Here is a 21,166-nt window from a genome sequence, read left to right as displayed (position 1 = left end):
AAAGGTTCAGCAGTAGCCTGTTGGATTTGACCACCGGCATGTCATGCGATGAGCCTGTAGACGCCTCACCTGACACGAACCTGACAAACGGAAGGGATTTCCGCAGGTGAGCTATGCATGGACGTAACTCTTCCAGGCTTGCGTCCCGTGACAGGTCGCATATGTCGTATCTGACGACAGACAAAGCTCCGGTACGATCACCAAGCTTTTGGTGATCAAGCTGAACCTCGGTCATTCATGAAGAAGAATCCGAACAACGGGTCGGATGATCAAGGAAGCGCTCGGGCACCCATCCAGATCCAGAATTGTCAGGTGAACCGATGAAGCAGACCGATCACGAGGCGGACGAAGCCCTCGCCCATATCAGGCGGAAGACAGCCGCCCCAATCAAACGCTTCTTTGACTCGGTCGCCGCGGCACGGCTCGAGGAGACCACAAGCCAGCAGAACAGAAAGCTAATCGGTTCATCAAAGCTTGACCTTCTCGGCTTGGGCAAGCTCTTGGAAGCTCGCAACTTCTTCCTGAAGAGAAATCTGAGCCTACAACGTGTCGCTCGTGCTGTCCGCCACTTTCGGCGGAGCGGATAGCTCCTCACCAGACCATAAACATTGTTGAGTATCGTGCCGGGCAAGAGCACTCCTCCTGCCTAGGCAGTGGGGCAGCATCTCGAAGAGCCCTCCCAAGCCATGGTTCGCCTACGCTTCCAAACTCGTATTTACTCCCGAAGTTAGTCAGGTTGCTGTCAGGTTCATCCCTTAGGCCGTTCCTTGCGACTGCACAAAGCAGCCGGAGAGAACTTCAGCCATCCTGGGAGGATGACCCATGATCCACTTTCGCCCAAGCCTGTCACGGACACTGATCGTTGCTGCAACGGCCTTGTTCGCCACCTCTGCCTTTGCTCAATCGGAACTGAAACTCCTGGCTCCGGCGGCGCCGGGCGGCGGCTGGGACCAGACCGCCCGCTCGATGCAGCAGGTTCTGATGCAATCCGGCATGGCCAAGAGCGTGCAGGTCACCAACGTACCGGGGGCCGGCGGCTCCATCGGCATCGCTCAGCTCGTCAACAACTCCAAGGGCGATGGCAACCAGCTCATGGTCAACGGCTTCGTCATGATGGGCGCCCTGCTGACCAACAAGTCGCCGGTGACCCTGGAACAGGTGACGCCGATTGCCCGCCTCACTGCTGAGGCCGAGGCCATCGTCGTTCCGCCTAGCTCGCCGATCAAGTCGGTCCAAGACCTCGTGGCCGCCATCAAAGCCGACCCGAGCAAGGTCCGGTGGGCCGGCGGTTCGGCCGGCGGCGTCGACCACATCGCCGCGGGTCTTTTCGCCAAGACGGCCGGAGCCGACCCGACCAAGATCAACTACATTCCCTTCTCGGGTGGCGGCGAAGCCCTGGCGGCCATTCTCGGCGGCAAGGTCACAGCCGGCATCTCTGGGCTTGGGGAGTTCGAAAGCCAGATCAAGGCCGGCAAGCTGCGCCTGATCGCGGTCACCGCGCCAACCCAGCGCGAGGGTATGGCAACGCCGACCCTGAAGGATCAGGGCGTTGATCTCGAGATCACCAACTGGCGTTCTGTGGTGGCTCCTCCCGGCATCAGCCCGGAGCAGCGCAAGACGCTGACCGAGACTATCGACAAGATGGTGAAGTCCCCCGCGTGGCAGGAAGTGCTGAAGCAGAAGGGCTGGGACGACGCCTACCTCTCAGGCGATGAGTTCGCAGCTTTCCTGAAGGCGGAGAACGCTCGGGTTCATGAGGTTCTCAGCTCGATCGGCCTTGTGAAGTCCTGATCGCCAGCCACTGGCGGGCGCAGTTGTGCGCCCGCTTAGATCGCGTGAATCCAGGAGACACCAATGTCCAACGCACAACCGGTACCAATGTCCAGGGTACAACCCCGCACACACATCGACGTGGCAGGCCTTGTCATCGCACTCCTTCTTCTTGTCTTTGCCGGCTTGGTCTGGTGGGACATGACCAAGCTCCAGATCCTCTCTCCCTATGACCTCGGCCCGAAGGTCATGCCCATCGTCGTCTCGGTCGGCCTGACCCTGCTCGCCATCGGCAACGCCATCGGAGCCTTGCGCGGCGATCTCCCGGCCCGTGACAGCCTCGACTGGAAGCCGATCATCCTGATCCTCGGCGGGCTCGCCTGCCTCATTGCCTTGATCGCTGTCGGCGGCGGCTTCATGATCGGCACGGCCATTCTGTTCGCGACCACATCGGCAGCCTTCGGGCGCCGCGCATTCCTGACGGATCTCCTGATCGGCGCGGTCATCGCCGTGTTCGTCTATGTGCTCTTCGCCAAGCTTTTGACCCTGTCCCTGCCGGCCGGGCCGCTCGAGCACCTGTTCTGAGGCCGCGCCAATGGAAGCCTTCACCTCTCTCGCAAGCGGCCTCGCCGTCGCCATTCAGCCGATGAACCTGCTGTTTGCGCTCATCGGCGTTCTTCTCGGCACTGCGGTCGGCGTGCTGCCCGGCATCGGCCCGGCGCTGACCGTGGCGCTGCTCCTGCCGATCACCTTCAAACTCGATCCGGCGGGATCGATCATCATGTTCGCCGGCATCTATTACGGCGGCATGTATGGCGGCTCGACCACCGCGATCCTGATCAACACGCCAGGTGAAAGCGCCTCCATGGCGACCGCTCTGGAAGGCAACCTGATGGCCAAGGCGGGCCGCGGCGGCCCGGCGCTTGCGACCTCCGCCATCGGCTCCTTCGTGGCCGGCACGATCGCCACGTTGGGGCTCACGCTGCTGGCCCCCTATCTCGTGGAAATCGCCGTAAGCTTCGGTCCCGAGGATTACTTCGCCCTGATGGTCGTGGCTTTCGTGACGGTCTCGGCCACCTTCGGTGATTCCCCGGTTCGCGGCCTCACGAGCCTGTTCATCGGCCTGCTGCTCGGCCTCGTCGGTATCGACATTCTCTCCGGCCAGTCCCGCCTGAGCTTCGGGATCCCGGAACTCTACGACAACATCGAGGTGACAACCCTGGCCGTCGGTCTCTTCGCGGTCGGCGAAGCGCTCTACGTGGCATCCCGCCGGCATATCCACGAGGAGAAGCTCGAGCCCGTGCGCGGCTCCCTCTGGATGACCAAGGAGGACTGGAAACGCTCCTGGAAGCCCTGGCTGCGCGGGACGCTCTATGGGTTCCCCATCGGCGCCCTTCCGGCCGGCGGCGCGGAAATTCCGACGTTCCTGTCCTACGCCACCGAGAAGCGCCTGACCAAGTACCCGGAGGATTTCGGCAAGGGCGCCATTGAAGGCGTCGCCGGTCCGGAAGCCGCCAACAACGCGTCCGCCGCGGGCACCCTCGTGCCTCTGCTGACCCTGGGCCTGCCGACCTCGGCCACCGCGGCCATGATGCTGGCGGGCTTTCAGCAATACGGCCTCAATCCCGGCCCCCTGCTTTTTGCGGAGCAGCCCAATCTGGTGTGGGGCCTGATCGCCAGCCTGTTCATCGCCAACGCGATGCTGCTGGTGCTGAACCTCCCGCTCGTAGGGCTCTGGGTAAAGCTGCTCGCGATTCCGCAACCCTGGCTCTATGCCGGCATCCTGGTCTTCGCCACCATGGGCACGATCGCGGCCAATCCGTCGCCGGTTGAACTCATCATGCTGACGGTGTTCGGCGTGCTCGGCTTCCTGATGCGGCGCTTCGACTTCCCCATTGCCCCGGTCGTCGTGGGCCTGATCCTCGGTCCGATCGCGGAGAGCCAGCTGCGGCGGGCGCTCTCGATCAGCCTGGGCGATCCGATGGTGCTGCTGCAGAGCCCGATCTCGGCGACCCTGCTCGGCATCGCCGTGATCGCCCTCATTGCCCCCTTCGTGCTCAAGGGCCTCGGGCGCTTCAGGGCGGTCGAAGACTGATCTGAACGTCACACCTCGGCTCCCCACGAGCCGGGGGTCTGTTTGAGCGGTGTGAAGATCGGGACCGTCCCTCCGATCCTCTGAAATGCAGGAGGTCAAGTCCGTGGAAGATCCGACGTCGACAGTCCGCGAGGCCGTGATCCGGACGATTGCAATGCCCTCCGACACGAACCCGGCCGGCGATGTCTTCGGCGGCTGGCTGATGTCGCAGATGGATCTTGCCGCCGGCAACGCCGCAGCACGACGGGCACGCGGCCGCTGCGTCACCGTCGCGGTCGACGGCATGGCCTTCCACAGCCCGGTGCATGTCGGTGACGAGGTTTCCGTGTATGCGGACCTGGTGTCGGTTGGCCGCACCTCGATGAAGTTCAAGGTCGAGGCTTGGCGCCGATCGCGCGACGGGGACGAGCAGGTCAAGGTGACGGAAGCAGTCTTTACGTTCGTAGCGATCGACAGCGGCGCCCGCCCGCGCCCGATTCCGCCAAGCTGACTTGGCCGGTAGCGTGAGTCTATCGATCCTCTGGCTCAATATGAGTGGAGCGGCGCCACTCGCTCAGGAACCGCTGGCGCTTGGCGCGATCCTGCACCGCCAACAGCTCAGGCCCAATCGTAATCGGCCGCAGGAGCCCCGATGAGGCGAGCCAGAGCGGACCGTCCACCTCTTCCGGAAGCGTTCCCTCGAAGCTGAAGAAGAACGAGGCCTCGCGGCTCTTCTTCTGACCCCGCTCTGAAAGCAGGTAATCCAGAAACCGGAAGGCACTCACCGGATTCCTGGAGAACCGTGGGATGAAAACCGCGCGGCTGAGGACAACCGTGTAGTCCCGTGGAATAACGATCGCCAGATGGGCGCCACGCCTGACCGCCCCAACGGCGTAGGATCCGATCAGGTTGTATCCAATGGCGAGGCGCCCGGAAGCCAGGTCCGACACGAGATCTGTCGTACAACAACTTGCGACGAGGCCCGCTCGCCCGAACGCCTCGAGAAGCCGCCCAAACGTCGTCGTGCCAAGCGCGTCGTAGGAGGCAAAGAGATACCCGACGCCGGATTGAGAAATATCGAAGGAGCCGATCTTTCCGTTGTACTGCTCGGGCTTGGTCCGAAGGAGATCGATGAGTTCCGCTCGGGTCCGCCGCACGTCTTCGGGTGGGACGAGATCCCGGTTGTACACGATGACCGCAGGCTCGAATGTGAAGCCGAACACCTCGTCGCGCCATCGCGTCCAGGACGGCAGCCGATGCGTCATGACAGACCGGTAGTTCAATGCACAGCCGTCGTTGACAAGTTTGACCAGATGGTCGGCCGATGATGACAGAACCAGGTCCATCGTTCCCTGCTTCGCGTCACACTCCGTTGAGGCCTGATTGAATAGATCGTTGGTGAGGTACTCGTTATATTCGACCGTCACGGTCGGCGAGAGCTCCTGAAAGTCCCGGATCAAGGGCTCCATGGCAGCAAGATCCGTCGCGCCATGAATCGACAGGGTTGTTTGCTGCCCGCCGGGAGCTGGAAACACCGTCTTCTCGGCAGCCATCCCTGCAGTGACCTCGCAATTCATGAGGACGACGGCTGCTACCAGAGCAGCCTTCCACTGCGGGATCACAACGCATCTCCACGTTCAGGTAGCTCAGGAACCTCCTGCAATCTCTTGAAGCGCAGGATGACCGCAAATCCCTCTTCTGAGCGTTCACGAAAGCGAAGTTCGCCCCCGTGCGCCCGAACAACATCGCCCGCGATGGCAAGACCCAGGCCGGAGCCGGTGGCGCTCTGGGTATGGAACGGCTCCCGTACCCGCTGCCATTCGGAGATGGGAATCCCGGGCCCGTCGTCGACGACTTCCACAACGGCGGCATCATCCTCCGCAAAGACACGAACCTCAAGGCGTGTCTTTGCCCCGTGCTTCAAGGCATTGTGGATCAGGTTCGACAGGGCCTCACGCAGACTAACGCCATCTCCTCGCATGAGGACAGGTTCAGGCGGATCATAGAAGGCGACGTCGACTTCACGGGCGAGCGAGGGAACCGCATTAATCAGGATTTGCCGTGCGAGGGCGGCGAGATCGACGGTGTCGAATTCCGCGACCTCGGCCCGATGGATGATCATGGCGTGGTTGAGAAGCTGGTTCGTCAGGCGTCCTAATTCGGCGGTTCGCTCCCTGACCCGTGTCAGTTGTTGCTCCCGCCGCTCCGGCCTGGACTCCTCCGTGAGGAGATCGACCTGGGATGCCAGTCCTGCCAGAGGGGTCCGGATCTGGTGAGCGGCATCGGCAATAAACCGTTGCATCAGGGCAATGCGTCCGGACAGGCGATCCATGAAGCGATTGATGGTAGACACGAGCGTCTGGATCTCGCGAGGGATCTCGAGATCGAGCGGGGTCAGGTCCTTCGGATCCCGTGACCGCAGTTCACGCTCCACACGGGTCAGCGGAGCCAGAGCCCGTCGGACCGCGAACAGGACACCCATGAAAGCAAGGCTGGTCATGGCGAACACCAGCAGCAGGGCCTTGAGCGTCAGATCCCGTGCCAGACTGGTACGAGCCTCACGCGTTTGGGCCACGACAACGTGGGCCCATCCAGGCGCCACTGGATCTGAGACGAGCCGGCCCACGACGGCGACACGCACTGGAAAGCCGCGGTATTCACCGTCAGAGATCAGGGGTTCGCGGGCTTCAGCAAAGGATCCGGCAGGAGCCAGATCATTGTATCCCGTGAGAACCTCCCCACGTGGGTCGACAACCTTGTAAAAGATGCGGTCGTTGGCCGATAGCGAGAGAGTTTCGAATGCAGAGACGGGCGGATCGACAGATATCGTCCCTTCCTGGGCATAGATGCTCTCTGCGATCTGGAGGGCAGCTCCGACAAGAAGACGGTCATAGGCATCATCGGCGGCAATGCGTGCGTAGAACCAGGCTGCCGTTCCCAGACCGACGGACCCGGCGCCGAAGATGATGGCAATGATCAGGATAATGCGTGAGTAGAGGGAGCGGCCCGGCCTGATCATGGGCACACGATCTGATAGCCAAGCCCCCGAAGCGTCCGGATCTCGGCGCCGGACCCCACCAGTTTCTTTCGCAGTCGGGCGACATACTGTTCCACGGCATTCGGGCTGGGCTCGTCATCGAAGCCGAACAATTGATCGACAAGTTCGTCCTTGCCGAAAATCCGGCCCGGCCGCGTCGCCAGGATCTCGAGCAGTGTCAGTTCCCGACGGGTCAAATCGATGGGAGTGCCGTTGATCCTCACGGCTCGTGAGCCCCGGTCTATGGTCATCTGCCCGCAGACCAGTTGATTGGTGGATTCGCCGGCACTGCGTCGGAGCAGCGCCCGGGCTCGGGCCTCCAGTTCGCGGTAGTCAAACGGCTTCACCAGGTAATCGTCCGCCCCGAGATCGAGAGCATCGACCCGATCGTCAACCTGTGACCGGGCCGTGAGGACAAGAACAGGAGTTTTCGATTTTCGCCGCCTCAGGCGTTTGAGGATCGAGAAGCCGTCGAGTGCTGGCAGGTTCACGTCGAGGATCAGAAGATCGTAGGCCTGGACCTCTAGGACCTCGTCGGCCACGCTCCCGTCCTTCTCCCAGTCGACCGTGTGGCCGATCCGCTCGAACCGGGCGACGATGGCTTCCCCAACGTCCTCGGTATCTTCCACGAGCAGGATGCGCATTGTTCGCCCCTCGCCAACACCGGGCTGTCAGGTTGATGACAGGTTCACAGGGTACGCAACTCCCATGAGGCCGCCAAGAGGCGTGTGCGTTCCGCCCGACAGGCCGCCCGAAGTGCTCCAACGATGAGCCATCAAGCGGGGCTGTAGCAGGCTAACGAGGGAACCGGCCCCATCGGTGACGACCCTCCATGAGCAAGAGCAACCGTCTAAGGGAAGATGAAATGCAGATCACAGGCATGCTCCACGGAGCCAAGCTGCTTCAGTTCGCCGGGTTCCCAACCTCGGAGGTGCTCGGCCCTGATGCCAGCGAGGAAGAGATCCGGGCGCTGATCGACCGCCACGGCAGCGTCTTCATCAAGCCGGTGTTCAAGGGCGGCGTCGGCAAGAAAGGCAAGGCTGGGCTGCTCGGCCGGGCGTCGGACTTGAAGACCGCACTGAAGGAGAAGGAACGGCTCTACTTCGTCGAGCATCGTGTCGGACACATCGTGGCCAAAGCCAACGGGGTCACGTTCGAAGGCGCGGTGCCGGCCGAGCACGAGGTCTACTTTTCGATCTCCGACTCGACCCGCTTTCGCGCTCCGACCATGACCCTTACCCACCACGGCGGTATGGACATCGAGGAGATCGATAAGAACCTCGTGGCCCAGATCCCGTTCGATGCGCTGACCGGCCTCAAGGCCTTCGTGGTCGCCAATGCCCTCTCGGAGCTCAACGCCCCCAAGCAGATCATCTCGCCCTTGGTCCAGCAACTCCCGAAGCTGTGGGAACTCTACCACAACTTCGGCATGACCGCCCTGGAGCTGAACCCGATCCGCATGCGGCCGGACCGCAACGGGCGCCTGACGCCGGTCGCCTGCGACTTCAAGTGCGGCTTTGACCGCGACGATCCGCGCTGGGAGCGGCTCAACCTGCCCAACCACCTGTTTGCCGTCGACTACTCGGACTTCGAGTTGGAGATCAACCAGCTCCGCACCTACCAGGGACAGAGCGATGTCTACGTCATCAATCCGCACGGCACGATCCTGGCCCCGACCTTCGGTGGCGGCGCCAACTCGCTGGTGACCCAGATGTTGGGCGACGACGCGATCATCTCCTCCGACTTCGGCGGCAACCCGCCCTACGCGAAGATGAAGGAAGTGGCCCGCATCTGCTTCAAGCACTGGCTCAAGCAGTCGAACGTGCTGTTCATCATCGGCGGCAAATCGAACAACACCGACATCTTCGAGACCTTCCGGGCGATGGCGGACGCCCTGCGGGAACACTTCGGCCAGCATGGCCCCTCGCCTCTGTACGTCGTGGCGGGCCGCGGCGGGCCTAATCTGATACGTGGCATGGGCGTCCTGCGCGACACGCTCGAGGCGCTCGGTGTCCCCTATCGCCTCTTCGGCTTCGACTCCGACATGAGCGAAGTCATCAACCACGCCCGGGCGGCCGATGCCTGGATGAAGGCGGGCGGACGCGATGAGGTCGCGGCGAAGCTCCGCATACCGGTGGCGGCCGCCGCCTGAGCCGAGCCCATAAACCCATAAGCAGATTGGAGGAGACACAATGTTCAAGCAGGGCGTCGGCAGCTTCAAATACCATGTGGGCATCAGTTCCCTCGACCAGATTGCCACCCGCGAAGATCGGGTCTGCGTGCTCAACATCCTGGGCGGTGAGTCGAGTGACGTCACCCCTGTAGGTCATGCCTACTCGGGCGGCAACGTGGTGTTCGGAACCTCACCCGGCCGCAGCGGCCAGGTGCTGGAGACGCCACTTGGCAACGTTCCTGTCTACAACAACGTCCGCGAGGGTCTCGAGGCCGGGCATCGCTTCAACTGCGGCGTCGTTTACCTGCCGCCTTCCGGCGCCCGGGACGGTGTCGCCGAGCTGATCCGGGTCAATCCCGAGCTCAAGAAGATCTTCATCGTCACCGAGAAGCTGTCCGTGCACGACTCACGCGAGATCCGCGCCATAGGCCAGCAGAACGGGATCGACATCTTTGGCGGCAACAGCCTCGGCGTGGCCGACGCCTGGAACCAGGTCCGCATCGGCGGCGCTCTGGGGGGCGACAATCCGGCCGAGGCCCTGCGGAAAGGCTCCATCGCCATCTTTTCGAACTCCGGCAACTTCACCACCACCATTGCCACGTATCTCCGCATGGCGGGCTGGGGCACGACCACGCTGATCTCGAGCGGCAAGGACGTGTACATCCACTACGCGGCCCCCGAGTTCGCGTTCGCGCTCGCCAACGACGCCCGCACCAAGGCGGCGGTTCTTTATGCGGAGCCAGGTGGCTACTACGAACTCGACGCGACCTTCACCAAGCCGGTGGTGGCCTGCGTCGTCGGGCGCTGGAAGTCGAAGCTCACCCGGGCGGTCGGCCATGCCGGCGCCATGGCCGGCGGCCATGACGATGCCGAGGCCAAGGAACAGTGGTTCATGGCCAAGTTCGGGGTCGACGACATCTTCACGCCGGAAAACCCCGTGTTTTCGCCCAAAGGTGCGGTGGTCGCCAACATCGCTCACATCCCGCAGGCCCTGACAGCGGTGATGCAGGCCAATGCGGCGCGTCCGGACTTCGAACCCGAGGGCAGCCTTGCCCTCAAGCCGTGGTTCGGCTCGAGTCAGGGCATTGTGCTGCCGCCGGAGCTCGACCTGCCGGTGGTCGCTGCCGCTGGCCCATATGACAAGCAGATCGAGCATCTGAACCGGCAGATCGGGGCGGTGTTTCCGCGCCAGGCGATGAAGGATGCGTCCGGCGCCTCGCAGATGGACGCCAAGACCCAGATCACATCCCTGCATGGCACGTCGATGCTGGATGCGGCCCAGTTCCCGGTGGAGTCAAACATCTGCCTGTCCCTCCTGCGAGGACCGGGCAGCGAGAACGACCGGGAGCTGGTTAACGCCGCCGTGGGGGCAGAGATCAACCTGTCCGGCACGCCTGCCCTGGCCGCTGCACAGGCGGCCCGGGAGGCAGGCAATGCCCCCAACACGGTCCTGGCCGCGGCGTGCACCATCATCGGACCTCGGCATGGGGAGCAGGCACGGCGGGTCGTACGCGCACTCGTGGAAGGCTTCACGGAAGCTGGATTGCGCAGCGGCGTGGACGAGAGCTTCGACTTGAGCCAACTGCGGTTCGATGGCGCGGCGGACCTATTCGTATCCGGTCATCCCGACGCTAAGGCAGAAGCCCTACTGAACGGGTTGCAGGCCCGTGGAGTGCGGTCCGTCTTCGTGCGCTACCTGCGCACCCTCAACGGTCATCCATCAGCCGATGCCGTTCTGGCCGCCATAGCCGCGACGCTGGCGTGGGAGCCGTTGATGCGCAAGCGCATCTCGCTGCTGACCGTCGAGACTCTGCCCTGGTGGCTACGGCTGTTCGGCGTCCTGATCGGCGCGTCGGCTGACGCCAGCCGGCATCAGGAGGGCTCGTTCTGTGACATTCCGAATGAGGAGGTCATTGGCTCGCGCTCCTTGACCGAAGTCGCGTTCGCGGCCCTGGTCGGCACCGAGCCCACTCCCGACAACCTGTTTTCCTTCCAGACTCTCGTCGGTCTGCTGCTCTCGAACGGGCCCGGCACGATCTCGGCTCAAGGAGCCAAGGGCGCGGTTTCGGCCGACGGGCCCGAGACGCCCGAGCGGGTGCAGCTCAACAAGGCACTGATCGGCTTCCTGACCCATTCCGGCTATGCCCATGGCGGCAACGGTTACGAGGGCATCGCCTTCCTGATCGAGCAGCTCCAAGATATCGATCTGGCAGATCCAGGCGATCCGGACCACGGCATCGACCTGCCAGCCCTGGCCCACCACTATGCGGCCGAGTACGCGACGTACAAAGCGGACAAGAAGACGGCCGGCAGCCTCGATATCCAGAAGATCCCGGGCGTGAACCACCCGGTCTTCAAGGACCGGCCCGTGAACCATGATCCGCGTGAGGTTTTCGTGCGGGAGCTGTTCGGGGAACGCGAGGAATACAACGTCTTCCATGCGTACTATCAGGAACTCGTCAGGGCGCTGTACGAGACCGGCGTGTCGCGCAATGTCTACTGCGTCAACATCGATGCGGTGATCGCGGCCCTGCTCCTCAAGATGCTGTGGCAGCCCTACCGCGACGGTGCTCTAACCCAGGAGGCTCTCGAGACGAGCGCGTTCACGATCTTCCTCTATGCCCGCATGCTCGGATGCGCCGCCGAGATCGACGACCACCTCAATCGTGGACGGAACATGGACATGCGGACCCCAGCGTCCAAATGCCAGTTTGTGTCTTAAAACTGCGGGCCTTCAACGATTGAGGAGATCACGACAATGAACACGCTCTTCGACCCTCAGGTGTGGCTCAGCCTTCTCACCCTGACCGCCCTGGAGGTGGTGCTCAGTGTCGACAACTTGGTGGTCATCGCACTCTTGGTCGGCAAGCTGCCCAGCCCGCAGCAGCCGCTCGCCCGCAAGCTTGGAATGACCTTGGCCCTGGTGCCCCGCCTGGTTCTGCTCTTTGCCATCGGGTGGGTTCTCAGCCTCACCGAACCCTTGTTCTCAGCCTTTGGCCAGAGCTTCACGGGCAAGGACCTGATCCTGATCGCCGGTGGCATCTTCCTCGTCTACAAGGCCGTGCAGGAGATCCATGCCAATCTCGAAGGGGTCGAAGGCGAGGCCACGGCCAAGGTTTATGGCAAGGTGGCCACGGTCGTGATTCAGATCGCGGTCATCAATCTGGTGTTCTCAATCGACTCGATTGTCACGGCGGTTGGTTTGGCGACGGAGATCTGGGTCATGGCGGTCGCCGTCATCCTGTCCATGATCGTGCTCATGGCGGCGGCACGCCCGGTGGGCGAGTTCGTTGAACGCCATCCGACCACCAAGATGTTGGCGCTCTCGTTTCTGGTGATGATCGGCACCACGCTTGTAGCCGACGGATTCGGCGTTCATTTCAATCACGCCTTCATCTACGTCTCGATGGTCTTCTCGGTTGCCGTCGAGGCGCTCAACACGATCGCGCGGCGCCGGGCCGCAAAGGTGGTCCATCTTCATAATCCCTATGGCAACCCGGAAGCTGCGGTCGAGAATGGTGATGAACCGCAGGCTAGAACCAGCCCCGCCACTTGAACCAGATCAGGGGAATGATGGCACTGACCAGGATCAGGGCCGACCCGAACGGATAGCCCCAAGCTCGGTCGAGGTCGGGCATGGGTATCGAGCCGCTGAGCACGGTATGGATGATCCTTGGTCTGGTTGGATGGCCTTTCGCATCGAGTGTGAAAACCCGGTCGGCATGGGCATCCAAATGGACGGCCAAGTTCAGCCCGCTTCGATGCTTCCTCAAGGATGGTAGCGCCGACGGGCCGATTAGCTTCCCGTCACGTTCTGTGGCGAGCTACGGCGGCATAAGGAAGGGCTGTTACCAACGCTCAACTCGTGGGCCGATCACGCCAGTAGTCCCACAACTCCTGCTCGCGTTTCTTGTCAGGCCAGACTTTGTCATCACCGTAGAATGCAGGAGCACCCCGGACCTGCTCTTCGGTGATTTCGGTACGATACCCTTGAAGCCCTGTGTCATAGGTGAGCTTCTCCCACGGGACGGTGTGATGGTGGACCCCAAGTCCCAGGAAGCCGCCGAAGGTCACATCGACATAGGTCACTCGGCCACTCACCTTCTCGATCAGGAGCCGCTTGATGGTGCCGATCCGATGCCCCTGGAGATCGAACACCGCCGTGCCCTCGACACGATCGCTTTCGATGACCGGCTTGGGTGAGGTGTGCTGGAGGATCGGACCCGAGAGGTAAAAACCATTCTCCACGATCCCGAACTCTACGACCGCTTGATTGATATCCACATTCCAAGGCTCATCCGGCGCGATCTGCCGCTCCAAGGTCCAAGGTCCACCGCTCGCAGGGAGCGTTGTCCCGTCCGGATCGCCGGTGATGCCGCGCAGGTCAGGGGCACTTGCCGATTGGAACACGTAATAGATTGTCCGTCTCATTAGTGTTGTGACTCTAACGCTTGTTTCGCACGAAAGACCTTTTCGAGGATAGTGGCGGCAGAAGCCGTCCAGACGAAGGGCTTCGGATCAGCATTGTGGTACTCCAGGTATTCCATGATCGTGGCCTCCAAGTCAGGAACGCTGGTGAAAGCGTTGCGGCGGATGCTCTCTTGGGTGATCAGGGCGAAGAACCGCTCGACCTGGTTGAGCCACGAGGCCGATGTCGGCGTGAAGTGCAGGTGGAAGCGAGGGTGCTTCGCCAACCAAGCTTTCACCTTTGGGTGCTTGTGCGTCGCGTAATTATCGACAATCAGGTGCAGGTCGAGGCGCTTGTCGGTGTTGCGATGGATGACGCGCAGGAAGCGGAGAAACTCCTGATGGCGATGCCGCTTCATGCAGGTGCCCAGGACCGTTCCGGTCGCCACATCGAGAGCGGCAAACAAGGTCGTGGTGCCATGCCGTTTATAGTCATGGGTCATCGTGCCGGCGCGCCCCTTCTTGAGCGGCAAGCCCGGCTGGGTGCGGTCAAGCGCCTGGATCTGAGACTTCTCATCAACCGAGAGAACCAGGGCCCTGTCCGGCGGATCGAGATACAAGCCGACCACGTCCTGAACCTTCTCGACGAAACGTTTGTCAGTGGAGAGCTTGAACGTCTTGACCAAGTGCGGCTTGAGGCCGTGGGCGTGCCAGATCCGCTGCACGCTGGTGTGGGACAGGCCCACGGCAGCCGCCATCGAGCGCACGCTCCAGTGGGTCGCTCGCGGTGGTTTCTCATGCAGGGTCATGTCGACAACCCGATGGATCACAGCGGTCGAAAGAGGCTTGCGCCCCGGTGGGCGAGAGGCGTCCTTGAGAAGCCCCTCCACGCCAGCCTGCGCATAGCGACGGCGCCAGCGCCGGACGGTCAGAGTGCTCGTGCCAACGCGGGCGGCCACCTCGGTGGCGCGCAAGCCCTCGCCCGTCAGCAGAACAATCCGAGCCCGCCAGACAACCTTCTGGGGCGTATTGCGATCCCGGACCAGGTTCTCCAGGCGATCCCGATCAGCCGTCGGAACCTCAATGCGTTCGATCTTACCCATCCTGGCAGGATCGCATGTTGCACTGGATTTCGGAATCACCCGTCAGTGACAGAACATTAGCACCTCCCTCTCATCGGGAACGGTAGCCCAGGGGCATTGCCTCATGATCAGTATGGAAACGCAGGCTCGCGCCCTTCAGGTCCGATCTGGCGCCCACAACGGCAAATCTTGCGAGACACAATCGAGCCTTTGCGGAACATCCCCAAGCCTCTCGCCGACAAGGATCCTGTTTCTGGCTCAGTGCTCAGTCATCGCGTGTGGAGCCGCAGCTGGATTCGACTCGGGTGAGCCGTGTTCCATGGTCTCCACAGTCCTGGGATCCGTCCGTGTGGCTAACCCTTCGCTGCTGCCCTTCGAAAGCGGTTGAGAGTAGCTTTGACACTGCGGCCTAGAGCCACTGCTTCTGGCGAAACCGCCAATACAGCCACGTACAGGTCAACACGATGATCGTCAGCACGAACGGGTAGCCGTATTTCCAATGCAGCTCGGGCAGCACATCGAAGTTCATTCCATAGAGCCCGGCCGCCGCAGTGGGCACGGCCAGGATGGCCGCCCAGGCCGCCAGCTTGCGGGTGATCTCGTTCTGCTGCGACTGGCCGGTCATCAGGCTGGATTCAAACGCAAAGGCCAGCACCTCCCGCAGCGACTCGATCTCCTCCTGCACCCGGCGGATGTGGTCGGAGACGTCGCGGAAGAGCGGCTGCATCGCGGCGTCCACGCCCGGCATCCCCGGCTGTTCGAGGCGCCGGCACACTTCCACCAGCGGCACCGCGGCGTTGCGCAGGCGCAGGAGGTCCCGGCGCAGCTGATAAAGCCGGACGATCTGGCTCTGCGGCTGGTTCGCGGTCAGGATGCTGTCCTCGATCTCCTCCACCTCTTCCTGGATCGTCTCGATGACCGGAATGTAGTTGTCGACGATGAAGTCGAGAATGGCATAGAGGATGAAGTCCTCGCCCTCCGAGAGCGCCTTCGGCACGGCCTCGCAGCGCTCCCGCACCGGCGTATAGGTCGTCGAGGCGCCATGGCGGACGGAGACCACGTAGCCGCGCCCGACGAACAGGTGGGTCTCGCCGAAGGCGATACGCCCCTCCACCATCTGAGCCGTCCGGGCGACGACGAACAGCGCGTCGCCGTATTGCTCGATCTTGGGTCGCTGATGGGCCTTGAGGGCATCCTCGATGGCGAGCTCATGCAGGCCGAACTCCGCCTGGACCCTCCTCAGAAGGTCGAGACCGGGCTCGTGCAGGCCAATCCAGACCACGTGCCCGGGCTTGCGTGACCACTCTCCGACGTCCTCGATGGGCACCTCGGCCACGCGCCGCCCACCCGCGTAAGCTGCCGAGGCGACGACGCCTGGGGTATCCTTGGGCTGATTAGATACGATCTTGAGAGTGTCCGACATGATTGATCAACGCAGGGCAGCCCCGTCCGGTGTCAGGCCCGGGGAACAACCCGCCCTTGGCGCCGTGTCTCAGCCGCTCTCCTGGGGACAATCCCCAGTAGCACTGAGCCAGGTGTTGCCGGGAGGGAGCGACTACGGCACAGGCTGTCCGGCTACGGCAGGATGCCCCATGACGCCTCGACCGATCTCCACTGCTCCGGAAGAGGATGACACGCCCCTCCTTCTCTTCTGCCCTGATCAGGGGGGCTGGCACACCGGTGTGTGGTTCCGGGGCAAATGGCTGGCCTACATCGACATGAGCGTCGTGCTGAAGCCATCTCATTGGCTCCCGGTTCCCGCCGATCCGCCAGACGCGGACTGACTGACCCGGTTTCTCGCTCTCGCCTTGTTAGACCGTCACCTGGGTTCCGACCTCCACGACCCGACCCGTTGGTATCTGGAAGAAATCGGTGGCATCGGCCGCGGACTTGGCGAGGCTGATGAAGATCTTGTCCTGCCACAGCGGCATCCCTGAGTGGGCAGAGGGACGGATCGAACGCCGCGACAGGAAGAACGATGTTGCCATGATGTCGAACTTGAAGCCCTGCTTGCGCAGGAGGACAAGGCCACGTGGAATGTTAGGCGTCTCCATGTAACCGTAGCTCAGCCGGATACGCCAGAAGCTGTCGCCGATGGGCTCGATTTTGACCCGCTCCTCATCGCTGATCCGAGGGGCATCCTCGGTCTGGACCGTCAGCACGGCGTTCTGCTCGTGCAGGATCTTGTTGTGCTTGAGGTTGTGCAGCAGGGCGGCCGGTGCGGTCTCGGGATCGCTCGTCAGGAACACGGCCGTGCCCTTGACCCGATGCGGCGGGCTCTTTTCCAGCATGGTGACGAGTTCGGACAGCGGCACGTCGACCTTGCGGGTTTTGTCGATGATGATGCGGGTGCCCTGCCTCCAGGTCATCATCAGGGTGACCAGCACTGCACCGACCAGCAAAGGCATCCAGCCGCCCTGCGGGATCTTGAGGGCATTCGCCGCCAGGAAGATCGTGTCGACCAGCAGGAACGGTGTGATCACTGTCGCGGCAAGCCAGAAGGGCCAGTTCCAGAATCGCCATGCCACGAAAAAGGCCATGACGGCTGTGACCACCATCGTGCCGGTGACGGCAATCCCGTAGGCATGGGCCAGGGCGCTCGAGCTCCTGAAAATGACGACCAGGAACAGGACGGCCGCGAGCAACAGCCAGTTGACCCGGGGCACGTAAATCTGCCCCTTCTCGGTCTCAGACGTCCAGCGGATCTGCATGCGGGGCAGAAGCCCGAGCTGGATGGCCTGCTGGGTCAAGGAGAACGCCCCCGTAATCACCGCCTGGCTGGCGATAATCGTGGCAAGTGTTGCCATCCCGACCATCGGCAGGAGAGCCCAGTCAGGATAGAGCAGGAAAAAGGGGTTCTCGATCTTGTCGGGATCATCGAGAAGCAGCGCGCCCTGGCCAAGATAGTTCAGGGCCAGGCACGGCAGGACGAAACCGAGCCACGCAACCTGGATCGGACGTCGCCCGAAATGACCCATGTCAGCATAGAGCGCCTCAGCGCCGGTGACCGCCAGGAAGACGGCACCGAGGGCCAACAGGCCGGCCTTTCCGTGCGTGGCGAGAAAGGCAATCCCGTAGGTCGGGCTGATCGCGGCGAGGATGCTCGAATCGTCGGCGATGTGCCGAAGACCGCCAACGGCCATAAGGGCAAACCAGACGGCCGTGATTGGGCCGAACCACGCCGCAACGCGGGCCGTGCCGTGGCTCTGCACAGCAAAGAGGCCAATCATGATCGCTAAGCTGACAGGCACCACATAGGGATCGAACGCCGGCGTCACCAGCTTGAGCCCTTCGACCGCAGACAGCACCGAGATGGCCGGCGTGATGATGGCGTCGCCGTAGAATAGGGCTGCCCCAACCATGCCGAGCAGGGTAATCGTGAGGACGTTATGACCCATGGCTCGTTGCGCCAGTGCCATCAGCGTCAGCGTGCCGCCCTCGCCGTTGTTGTCGGCCCGCAGGATGAAGAGCACGTACTTAATCGTCACGATGAAGATCAGCGCCCACAGGATGAGCGACACGATCCCGAACACCATCTCACGGCTAACGGTCCCGCCAGCGGCCGCGGCTGAAAGAGACTCCTTCAGAGCGTAGAGCGGGCTGGTGCCGATGTCGCCGTAGACGACCCCGAGCGAGCCCAGCGTCAAGGTCCAGAAGCCGGACGCATGCGGGGGCGCAGGCTGGGCCGTGAGGTCGGCAGGCCCAGCCTGGCCCGAAACCGTTGCTGTCATGTTATCTCTCTGCATCGTTGTTCACGTGATGAGCTTTGCCCCGCTCCATCCGTCGGAAGGGCGTGACATTGCTGGGAGTGGGTCCCTGGATTTTACGGAGCTGGGCCTGGACCAGGGCGCCGAGGATCGCCAGGGCCGGGTTGTCGTGCTGAAACTCGGCCACGTCCTCGACCCAGTTGATGGCGAGGCCGCGGACGCAGATCGCGCAGTTCCAGCGGCTGTCATCGCAGGACAGGCGGTGGATCACCCAATCGGGCAGCTCCCAGCCGATCAGCCAGAAACCAAGCTCAACCCAGGCCTGCGCCTCAATGAACCGCCGCACGGAATCATTGGGTTTGTGCGCCCCCTGGAGCCGGGGACAAGCATGGCGCAGAAGCTCCGCGACCAAATCGCCCGTAGGCTCGGCGGCTGCCTCGATCCTCGCCAGAAGCGAGCGGAGTTCGCGTTCCTGGTTGTGCTTGAACCACATGCCGGCTGTCCCACAGGGGGTCGGGACCGGGTCCCGACCAGCAGGGTGAGACATGACGTGGCTCGCATAAAAATTCGATGCGGAAGTGCGGGGCGGGATATAAAGGCCGTATAAAGACGCCCGACCAGCCGATCCTCAATCCATGTCGAGCAGGCGATAGCCGATGCCCGGTTCGGTGAGGATGAAGTGGGGGTCGGACGGGTTCGGCTCGATCTTCTGCCGGAGCTGGCCGACATACACCCGCAGGTACTGGGTGTCGTGCTCGTGGGCCGGTCCCCAGACGGCGGTCAGGATCTGCCGGTGGGTCACCACCTTGCCGGCATGACGGGCCAGGAAGGCCAGAAGCTCGAACTCTTTTGGACTGAGGCTCACCTCGGTGCCCTGCCACGTCACCTGTCGGCGCGGGATATCGATCAGCAGGCCGCCGACGCTCACGACCGGCGTCTCGCCCTGGCGCTGCATGCGATGGCGCAAGGCTGTGCGCAGGCGGGCCATGAGTTCGCCCACGCCGAAGGGCTTGTTGACGAAATCATTGGCCCCAAGGTCGAGGGCCGCTACCTTCTCGGCCTCGCGGTCGCGGGCGGAGAGCACGATGATCGGCACGTCGGACCACTCGCGCACCCGGGCGATGATGTCCTTGCCGTCCATGTCGGGCAGACCGAGGTCCAGGATCACAAGGTCCGGCGTTTCCGACGCGATGCACCGCAGGGCGTCGCCGCCTTTGTCCGCCCTGAGCACCTCGTAGTCGTTCGCCTGGAGCGCCGGCGTGAGGAAGCGGTGGATGGCCGGTTCGTCGTCGACGACCAGGACGCGGGGTGGATGGGTCATGGATCTTCCTTCGGGAGCGGCAGCCTGATCTCGATCCGCGTACCGCGCCGGCCCGCAACAGGACTTGCTGCAGCCACGGTCCCGTCATGAGCCTCGACGATCCCTTTGACAATCGCGAGGCCGAGCCCGGTCCCTTCTCCGGCATCGCCACCTAACCTTGACGCCCGCACGAACTTCCCGAAGATGTGTGGGAACACATCCGGAGCGATCCCGGGCCCATCATCGGTCACTGAGAGCACAACCATGCCCGCCTCACGCTTGGCTTCCAGGATGATATGGGCATCAGCGCCTGTGTGCTGGATGGCATTGCCGACCAGGTTCGCCAGGGCTTGATCCAGCAGGTTCGGATCAGCCCAGACGAAGGGGAGCCCCGCCTCCACGACAACACGGAACGCCTGGGGCGCCCCGCGCCGCCTGACCATGGCGACGGCACGGTCGAACATCTCCTGAAGATCGATCCAGTCACGGTTGAGCTCCAGTGCCCCGGCCTCCAACCGCGTCATGGCCAGCAGGTTCTTGACCATGCCATCCAGGTGTTCCGCCTCGTCCTTCACTTGGACCAGCAGGTCGCGCCGAGCCGGCTCCGGCAGCCGGGCGCCGTATTCGATCAGGCTAGTAGAGGCTCCCAAGATCGAGGCCAGCGGGGTCCGGAAGTCATGGCTGACCGAGGCCAGCAGAGTGTTTCGGACCCGCTCGGTCTCGGCGGTGGTTCGCGCAGCGGTAATTTCCTGTCCGAGCCGCGCCCGCTCCAGAGCCGTAGCCGTGAGCTCGGCCACCGTCTCGAACAGGGTTCGGGCCTCCGGATCGAGGACGTCGTCCGAAAGGGCGGCACCGATGACGCCGACGGCCCCCTCCGGTGTCCGAAGGGGCAGGAAGAGCCAGGGCACGGTCGGGCAGTGGGCGGTCCCCATGCCGGTCGCCTCTCCCCTCGTGAGGGCGTGGCTCGCTGTCGCCAGAGCCTCCGGGTCAAGTTGATCTTTGGGGGCCAGGCTGCCGATACCACGAGCCCGCCCCCTCGGACAGCAGGATCATGCACGGGCACCGCAGGTCGCCATGGGCCTGGATGGCGGCGTGATCCACAACGGACTGGGGATCGGCCAAGGCCGAGAGACGGCGGGCGAACTTGTACAGGCGCCGCGATGCGACCTCCCGTTCGGCCGCGCGTCTTGCCTGCTCCCGGGCATGGCCGGCGATGGTCGAGGTCAGGACCGCAACGGCCAAGAGCACGAACAGCGCGAGCAGTTCATGAGGCTCGGTGACCCCAAAGCTATGCAGCGGCTCGATGAAGAAGAAGTTGTAAGCTAGGAACGACAGCCCCGATGAGACCAGGGCGGGCCAGATGCCGAACCGGGCTGCGGAAAACAGGACCGCCAGAAGGAAGACCATTGAGACGTTCGGGAGGCGAACCTGGGACGTCAGTGCAAGGCCAATTCCCGCAGCGGTGATCACCGCTGCAGCGGACCAAAGATAAGGCCCAACCATCGCGAGAAGGCGCCGGCCGCTCCTGGCATGCGTCGAGGGATCCCTGCGTCCGGTCCGGGACGGGGATCGCAGGGCACGAGGCAGGCGGAAACCAAAAGCGACCATCGGGTGAA

At 63.1% G+C, this 21,166-nt stretch carries 21 protein-coding genes; 9 read left to right on the top strand and 12 right to left on the bottom strand.

Translation table 11 applies throughout. The features are described 5' to 3' along the window. Positions 1-320 precede the first annotated feature (320 nt). The 5 genes from ACD578_RS30075 to ACD578_RS30055 all read left to right on the top strand — a co-directional run bounded on the left by ACD578_RS30075 (position 321) and on the right by ACD578_RS30055 (position 4,355). Positions 321-587 (top strand): hypothetical protein, encoded by a 267-nt coding sequence (locus ACD578_RS30075; RefSeq protein ID WP_404294627.1) that lies wholly within the window; start codon positions 321-323, stop codon positions 585-587. A 235-nt stretch (positions 588-822) separates the two neighbouring features. Next, positions 823-1,791 (top strand): Bug family tripartite tricarboxylate transporter substrate binding protein, encoded by a 969-nt coding sequence (locus tag ACD578_RS30070; protein WP_404294626.1) that lies wholly within the window; start codon positions 823-825, stop codon positions 1,789-1,791. A gap of 63 nt (positions 1,792-1,854) precedes the next feature. Beyond that, positions 1,855-2,355, top strand: coding sequence for a tripartite tricarboxylate transporter TctB family protein (locus tag ACD578_RS30065; protein WP_404294625.1), 501 nt, complete (start codon positions 1,855-1,857; stop codon positions 2,353-2,355). A gap of 10 nt (positions 2,356-2,365) precedes the next feature. Then, the gene (locus ACD578_RS30060; RefSeq protein WP_404294624.1) at positions 2,366-3,865 is read left to right on the top strand and encodes a tripartite tricarboxylate transporter permease; all 1,500 of its coding nucleotides are present in this window, start codon (positions 2,366-2,368) and stop codon (positions 3,863-3,865) included. Positions 3,866-3,950: 85 nt separating this feature from the next. Continuing rightward, positions 3,951-4,355: an acyl-CoA thioesterase gene (locus tag ACD578_RS30055; RefSeq protein WP_404294623.1), complete on the top strand. Its 405-nt coding sequence runs from the start codon at positions 3,951-3,953 to the stop codon at positions 4,353-4,355. 19 nt (positions 4,356-4,374) lie between these two features. Here the strand turns inward: ACD578_RS30055 and ACD578_RS30050 are convergent, their stop codons facing one another. The 3 genes from ACD578_RS30050 to ACD578_RS30040 are packed head-to-tail and all read right to left on the bottom strand — an operon-like array spanning position 4,375 to position 7,525. Next, positions 4,375-5,466 carry an ABC transporter substrate-binding protein gene (locus ACD578_RS30050; protein WP_404294622.1) on the bottom strand — a complete coding sequence of 364 codons (1,092 nt, stop codon included), beginning with the start codon at positions 5,464-5,466 and terminating at the stop codon, positions 4,375-4,377. Then, entirely contained in the window at positions 5,463-6,863 is a 1,401-nt protein-coding gene (locus ACD578_RS30045) for a sensor histidine kinase (protein ID WP_404294621.1), read from the bottom strand. The genes ACD578_RS30050 and ACD578_RS30045 overlap by 4 nt, the downstream gene beginning before the upstream one ends. Next, entirely contained in the window at positions 6,860-7,525 is a 666-nt protein-coding gene (locus tag ACD578_RS30040; RefSeq protein WP_404294619.1) for a response regulator, read from the bottom strand. The genes ACD578_RS30045 and ACD578_RS30040 overlap by 4 nt, the downstream gene beginning before the upstream one ends. Before the next feature lie 221 nt (positions 7,526-7,746). Between ACD578_RS30040 and ACD578_RS30035 the strand changes: the two genes are divergently transcribed. From ACD578_RS30035 to ACD578_RS30025, 3 genes are read left to right on the top strand one after another with little or no spacing between them, the layout of a single operon-like run. Then, positions 7,747-9,033 carry an ATP citrate lyase citrate-binding domain-containing protein gene (locus ACD578_RS30035; RefSeq protein ID WP_404294617.1) on the top strand — a complete coding sequence of 429 codons (1,287 nt, stop codon included), beginning with the start codon at positions 7,747-7,749 and terminating at the stop codon, positions 9,031-9,033. A 40-nt stretch (positions 9,034-9,073) separates the two neighbouring features. Then, the gene (locus tag ACD578_RS30030) at positions 9,074-11,776 is read left to right on the top strand and encodes a CoA-binding protein (protein ID WP_404294615.1); all 2,703 of its coding nucleotides are present in this window, start codon (positions 9,074-9,076) and stop codon (positions 11,774-11,776) included. A gap of 36 nt (positions 11,777-11,812) precedes the next feature. Further along, positions 11,813-12,610 carry a TerC family protein gene (locus ACD578_RS30025; RefSeq protein ID WP_404294613.1) on the top strand — a complete coding sequence of 266 codons (798 nt, stop codon included), beginning with the start codon at positions 11,813-11,815 and terminating at the stop codon, positions 12,608-12,610. Here the strand turns inward: ACD578_RS30025 and ACD578_RS30020 are convergent. The 4 genes from ACD578_RS30020 to ACD578_RS30005 all read right to left on the bottom strand — a co-directional run bounded on the left by ACD578_RS30020 (position 12,588) and on the right by ACD578_RS30005 (position 15,966). Next, positions 12,588-12,800: a hypothetical protein gene (locus tag ACD578_RS30020; RefSeq protein WP_404294612.1), complete on the bottom strand. Its 213-nt coding sequence runs from the start codon at positions 12,798-12,800 to the stop codon at positions 12,588-12,590. The genes ACD578_RS30025 and ACD578_RS30020 overlap by 23 nt on opposite strands. A 112-nt stretch (positions 12,801-12,912) precedes the next feature. Then, on the bottom strand, positions 12,913-13,485 hold the full coding sequence (locus ACD578_RS30015) for a PRC-barrel domain-containing protein (protein WP_404294610.1): 573 nt from the start codon (positions 13,483-13,485) through the stop codon (positions 12,913-12,915). Continuing rightward, the gene (locus ACD578_RS30010) at positions 13,485-14,564 is read right to left on the bottom strand and encodes an IS630 family transposase (RefSeq protein WP_404294242.1); all 1,080 of its coding nucleotides are present in this window, start codon (positions 14,562-14,564) and stop codon (positions 13,485-13,487) included. Before ACD578_RS30010 ends, ACD578_RS30015 begins: the two co-directional genes overlap by 1 nt. A gap of 388 nt (positions 14,565-14,952) precedes the next feature. After that, positions 14,953-15,966, bottom strand: a complete 1,014-nt coding sequence (locus ACD578_RS30005; RefSeq protein WP_404294608.1) for a magnesium and cobalt transport protein CorA — start codon at positions 15,964-15,966, stop codon at positions 14,953-14,955. 169 nt (positions 15,967-16,135) lie between these two features. Between ACD578_RS30005 and ACD578_RS30000 the strand changes: the two genes are divergently transcribed. Beyond that, positions 16,136-16,327 carry a hypothetical protein gene (locus ACD578_RS30000; protein ID WP_404294607.1) on the top strand — a complete coding sequence of 64 codons (192 nt, stop codon included), beginning with the start codon at positions 16,136-16,138 and terminating at the stop codon, positions 16,325-16,327. Between the two features lie 27 nt (positions 16,328-16,354). Here the strand turns inward: ACD578_RS30000 and ACD578_RS29995 are convergent, their stop codons facing one another. From ACD578_RS29995 to ACD578_RS29975, 5 genes are all read right to left on the bottom strand, one after another. Further along, a complete protein-coding gene (locus ACD578_RS29995) occupies positions 16,355-18,274 on the bottom strand; it encodes a potassium transporter Kup (RefSeq protein WP_404294605.1) in 1,920 nt (639 codons plus the stop codon). 1 nt (position 18,275) lies between these two features. Then, positions 18,276-18,797 carry a hypothetical protein gene (locus tag ACD578_RS29990; RefSeq protein ID WP_404294603.1) on the bottom strand — a complete coding sequence of 174 codons (522 nt, stop codon included), beginning with the start codon at positions 18,795-18,797 and terminating at the stop codon, positions 18,276-18,278. An 81-nt stretch (positions 18,798-18,878) separates the two neighbouring features. Then, positions 18,879-19,571: a response regulator gene (locus tag ACD578_RS29985; protein WP_404294601.1), complete on the bottom strand. Its 693-nt coding sequence runs from the start codon at positions 19,569-19,571 to the stop codon at positions 18,879-18,881. After that, positions 19,568-20,527 (bottom strand): ATP-binding protein, encoded by a 960-nt coding sequence (locus ACD578_RS29980; RefSeq protein WP_404295560.1) that lies wholly within the window; start codon positions 20,525-20,527, stop codon positions 19,568-19,570. Before ACD578_RS29980 ends, ACD578_RS29985 begins: the two co-directional genes overlap by 4 nt. A gap of 10 nt (positions 20,528-20,537) precedes the next feature. Next, a complete protein-coding gene (locus ACD578_RS29975) occupies positions 20,538-21,053 on the bottom strand; it encodes a DUF4118 domain-containing protein (RefSeq protein ID WP_404295557.1) in 516 nt (171 codons plus the stop codon). Between the last annotated feature and the right edge of the window lie 113 nt (positions 21,054-21,166).

Origin of the sequence: Microvirga sp. RSM25 (assembly GCF_044784385.1) — a bacterium.
In the GTDB taxonomy this organism is placed as follows: Bacteria; Pseudomonadota; Alphaproteobacteria; order Rhizobiales; family Beijerinckiaceae; genus Microvirga; species Microvirga tunisiensis.
Note: the sequence above shows the minus strand (reverse complement) of the source record. Positions and strands in the feature narration are given on the sequence as shown.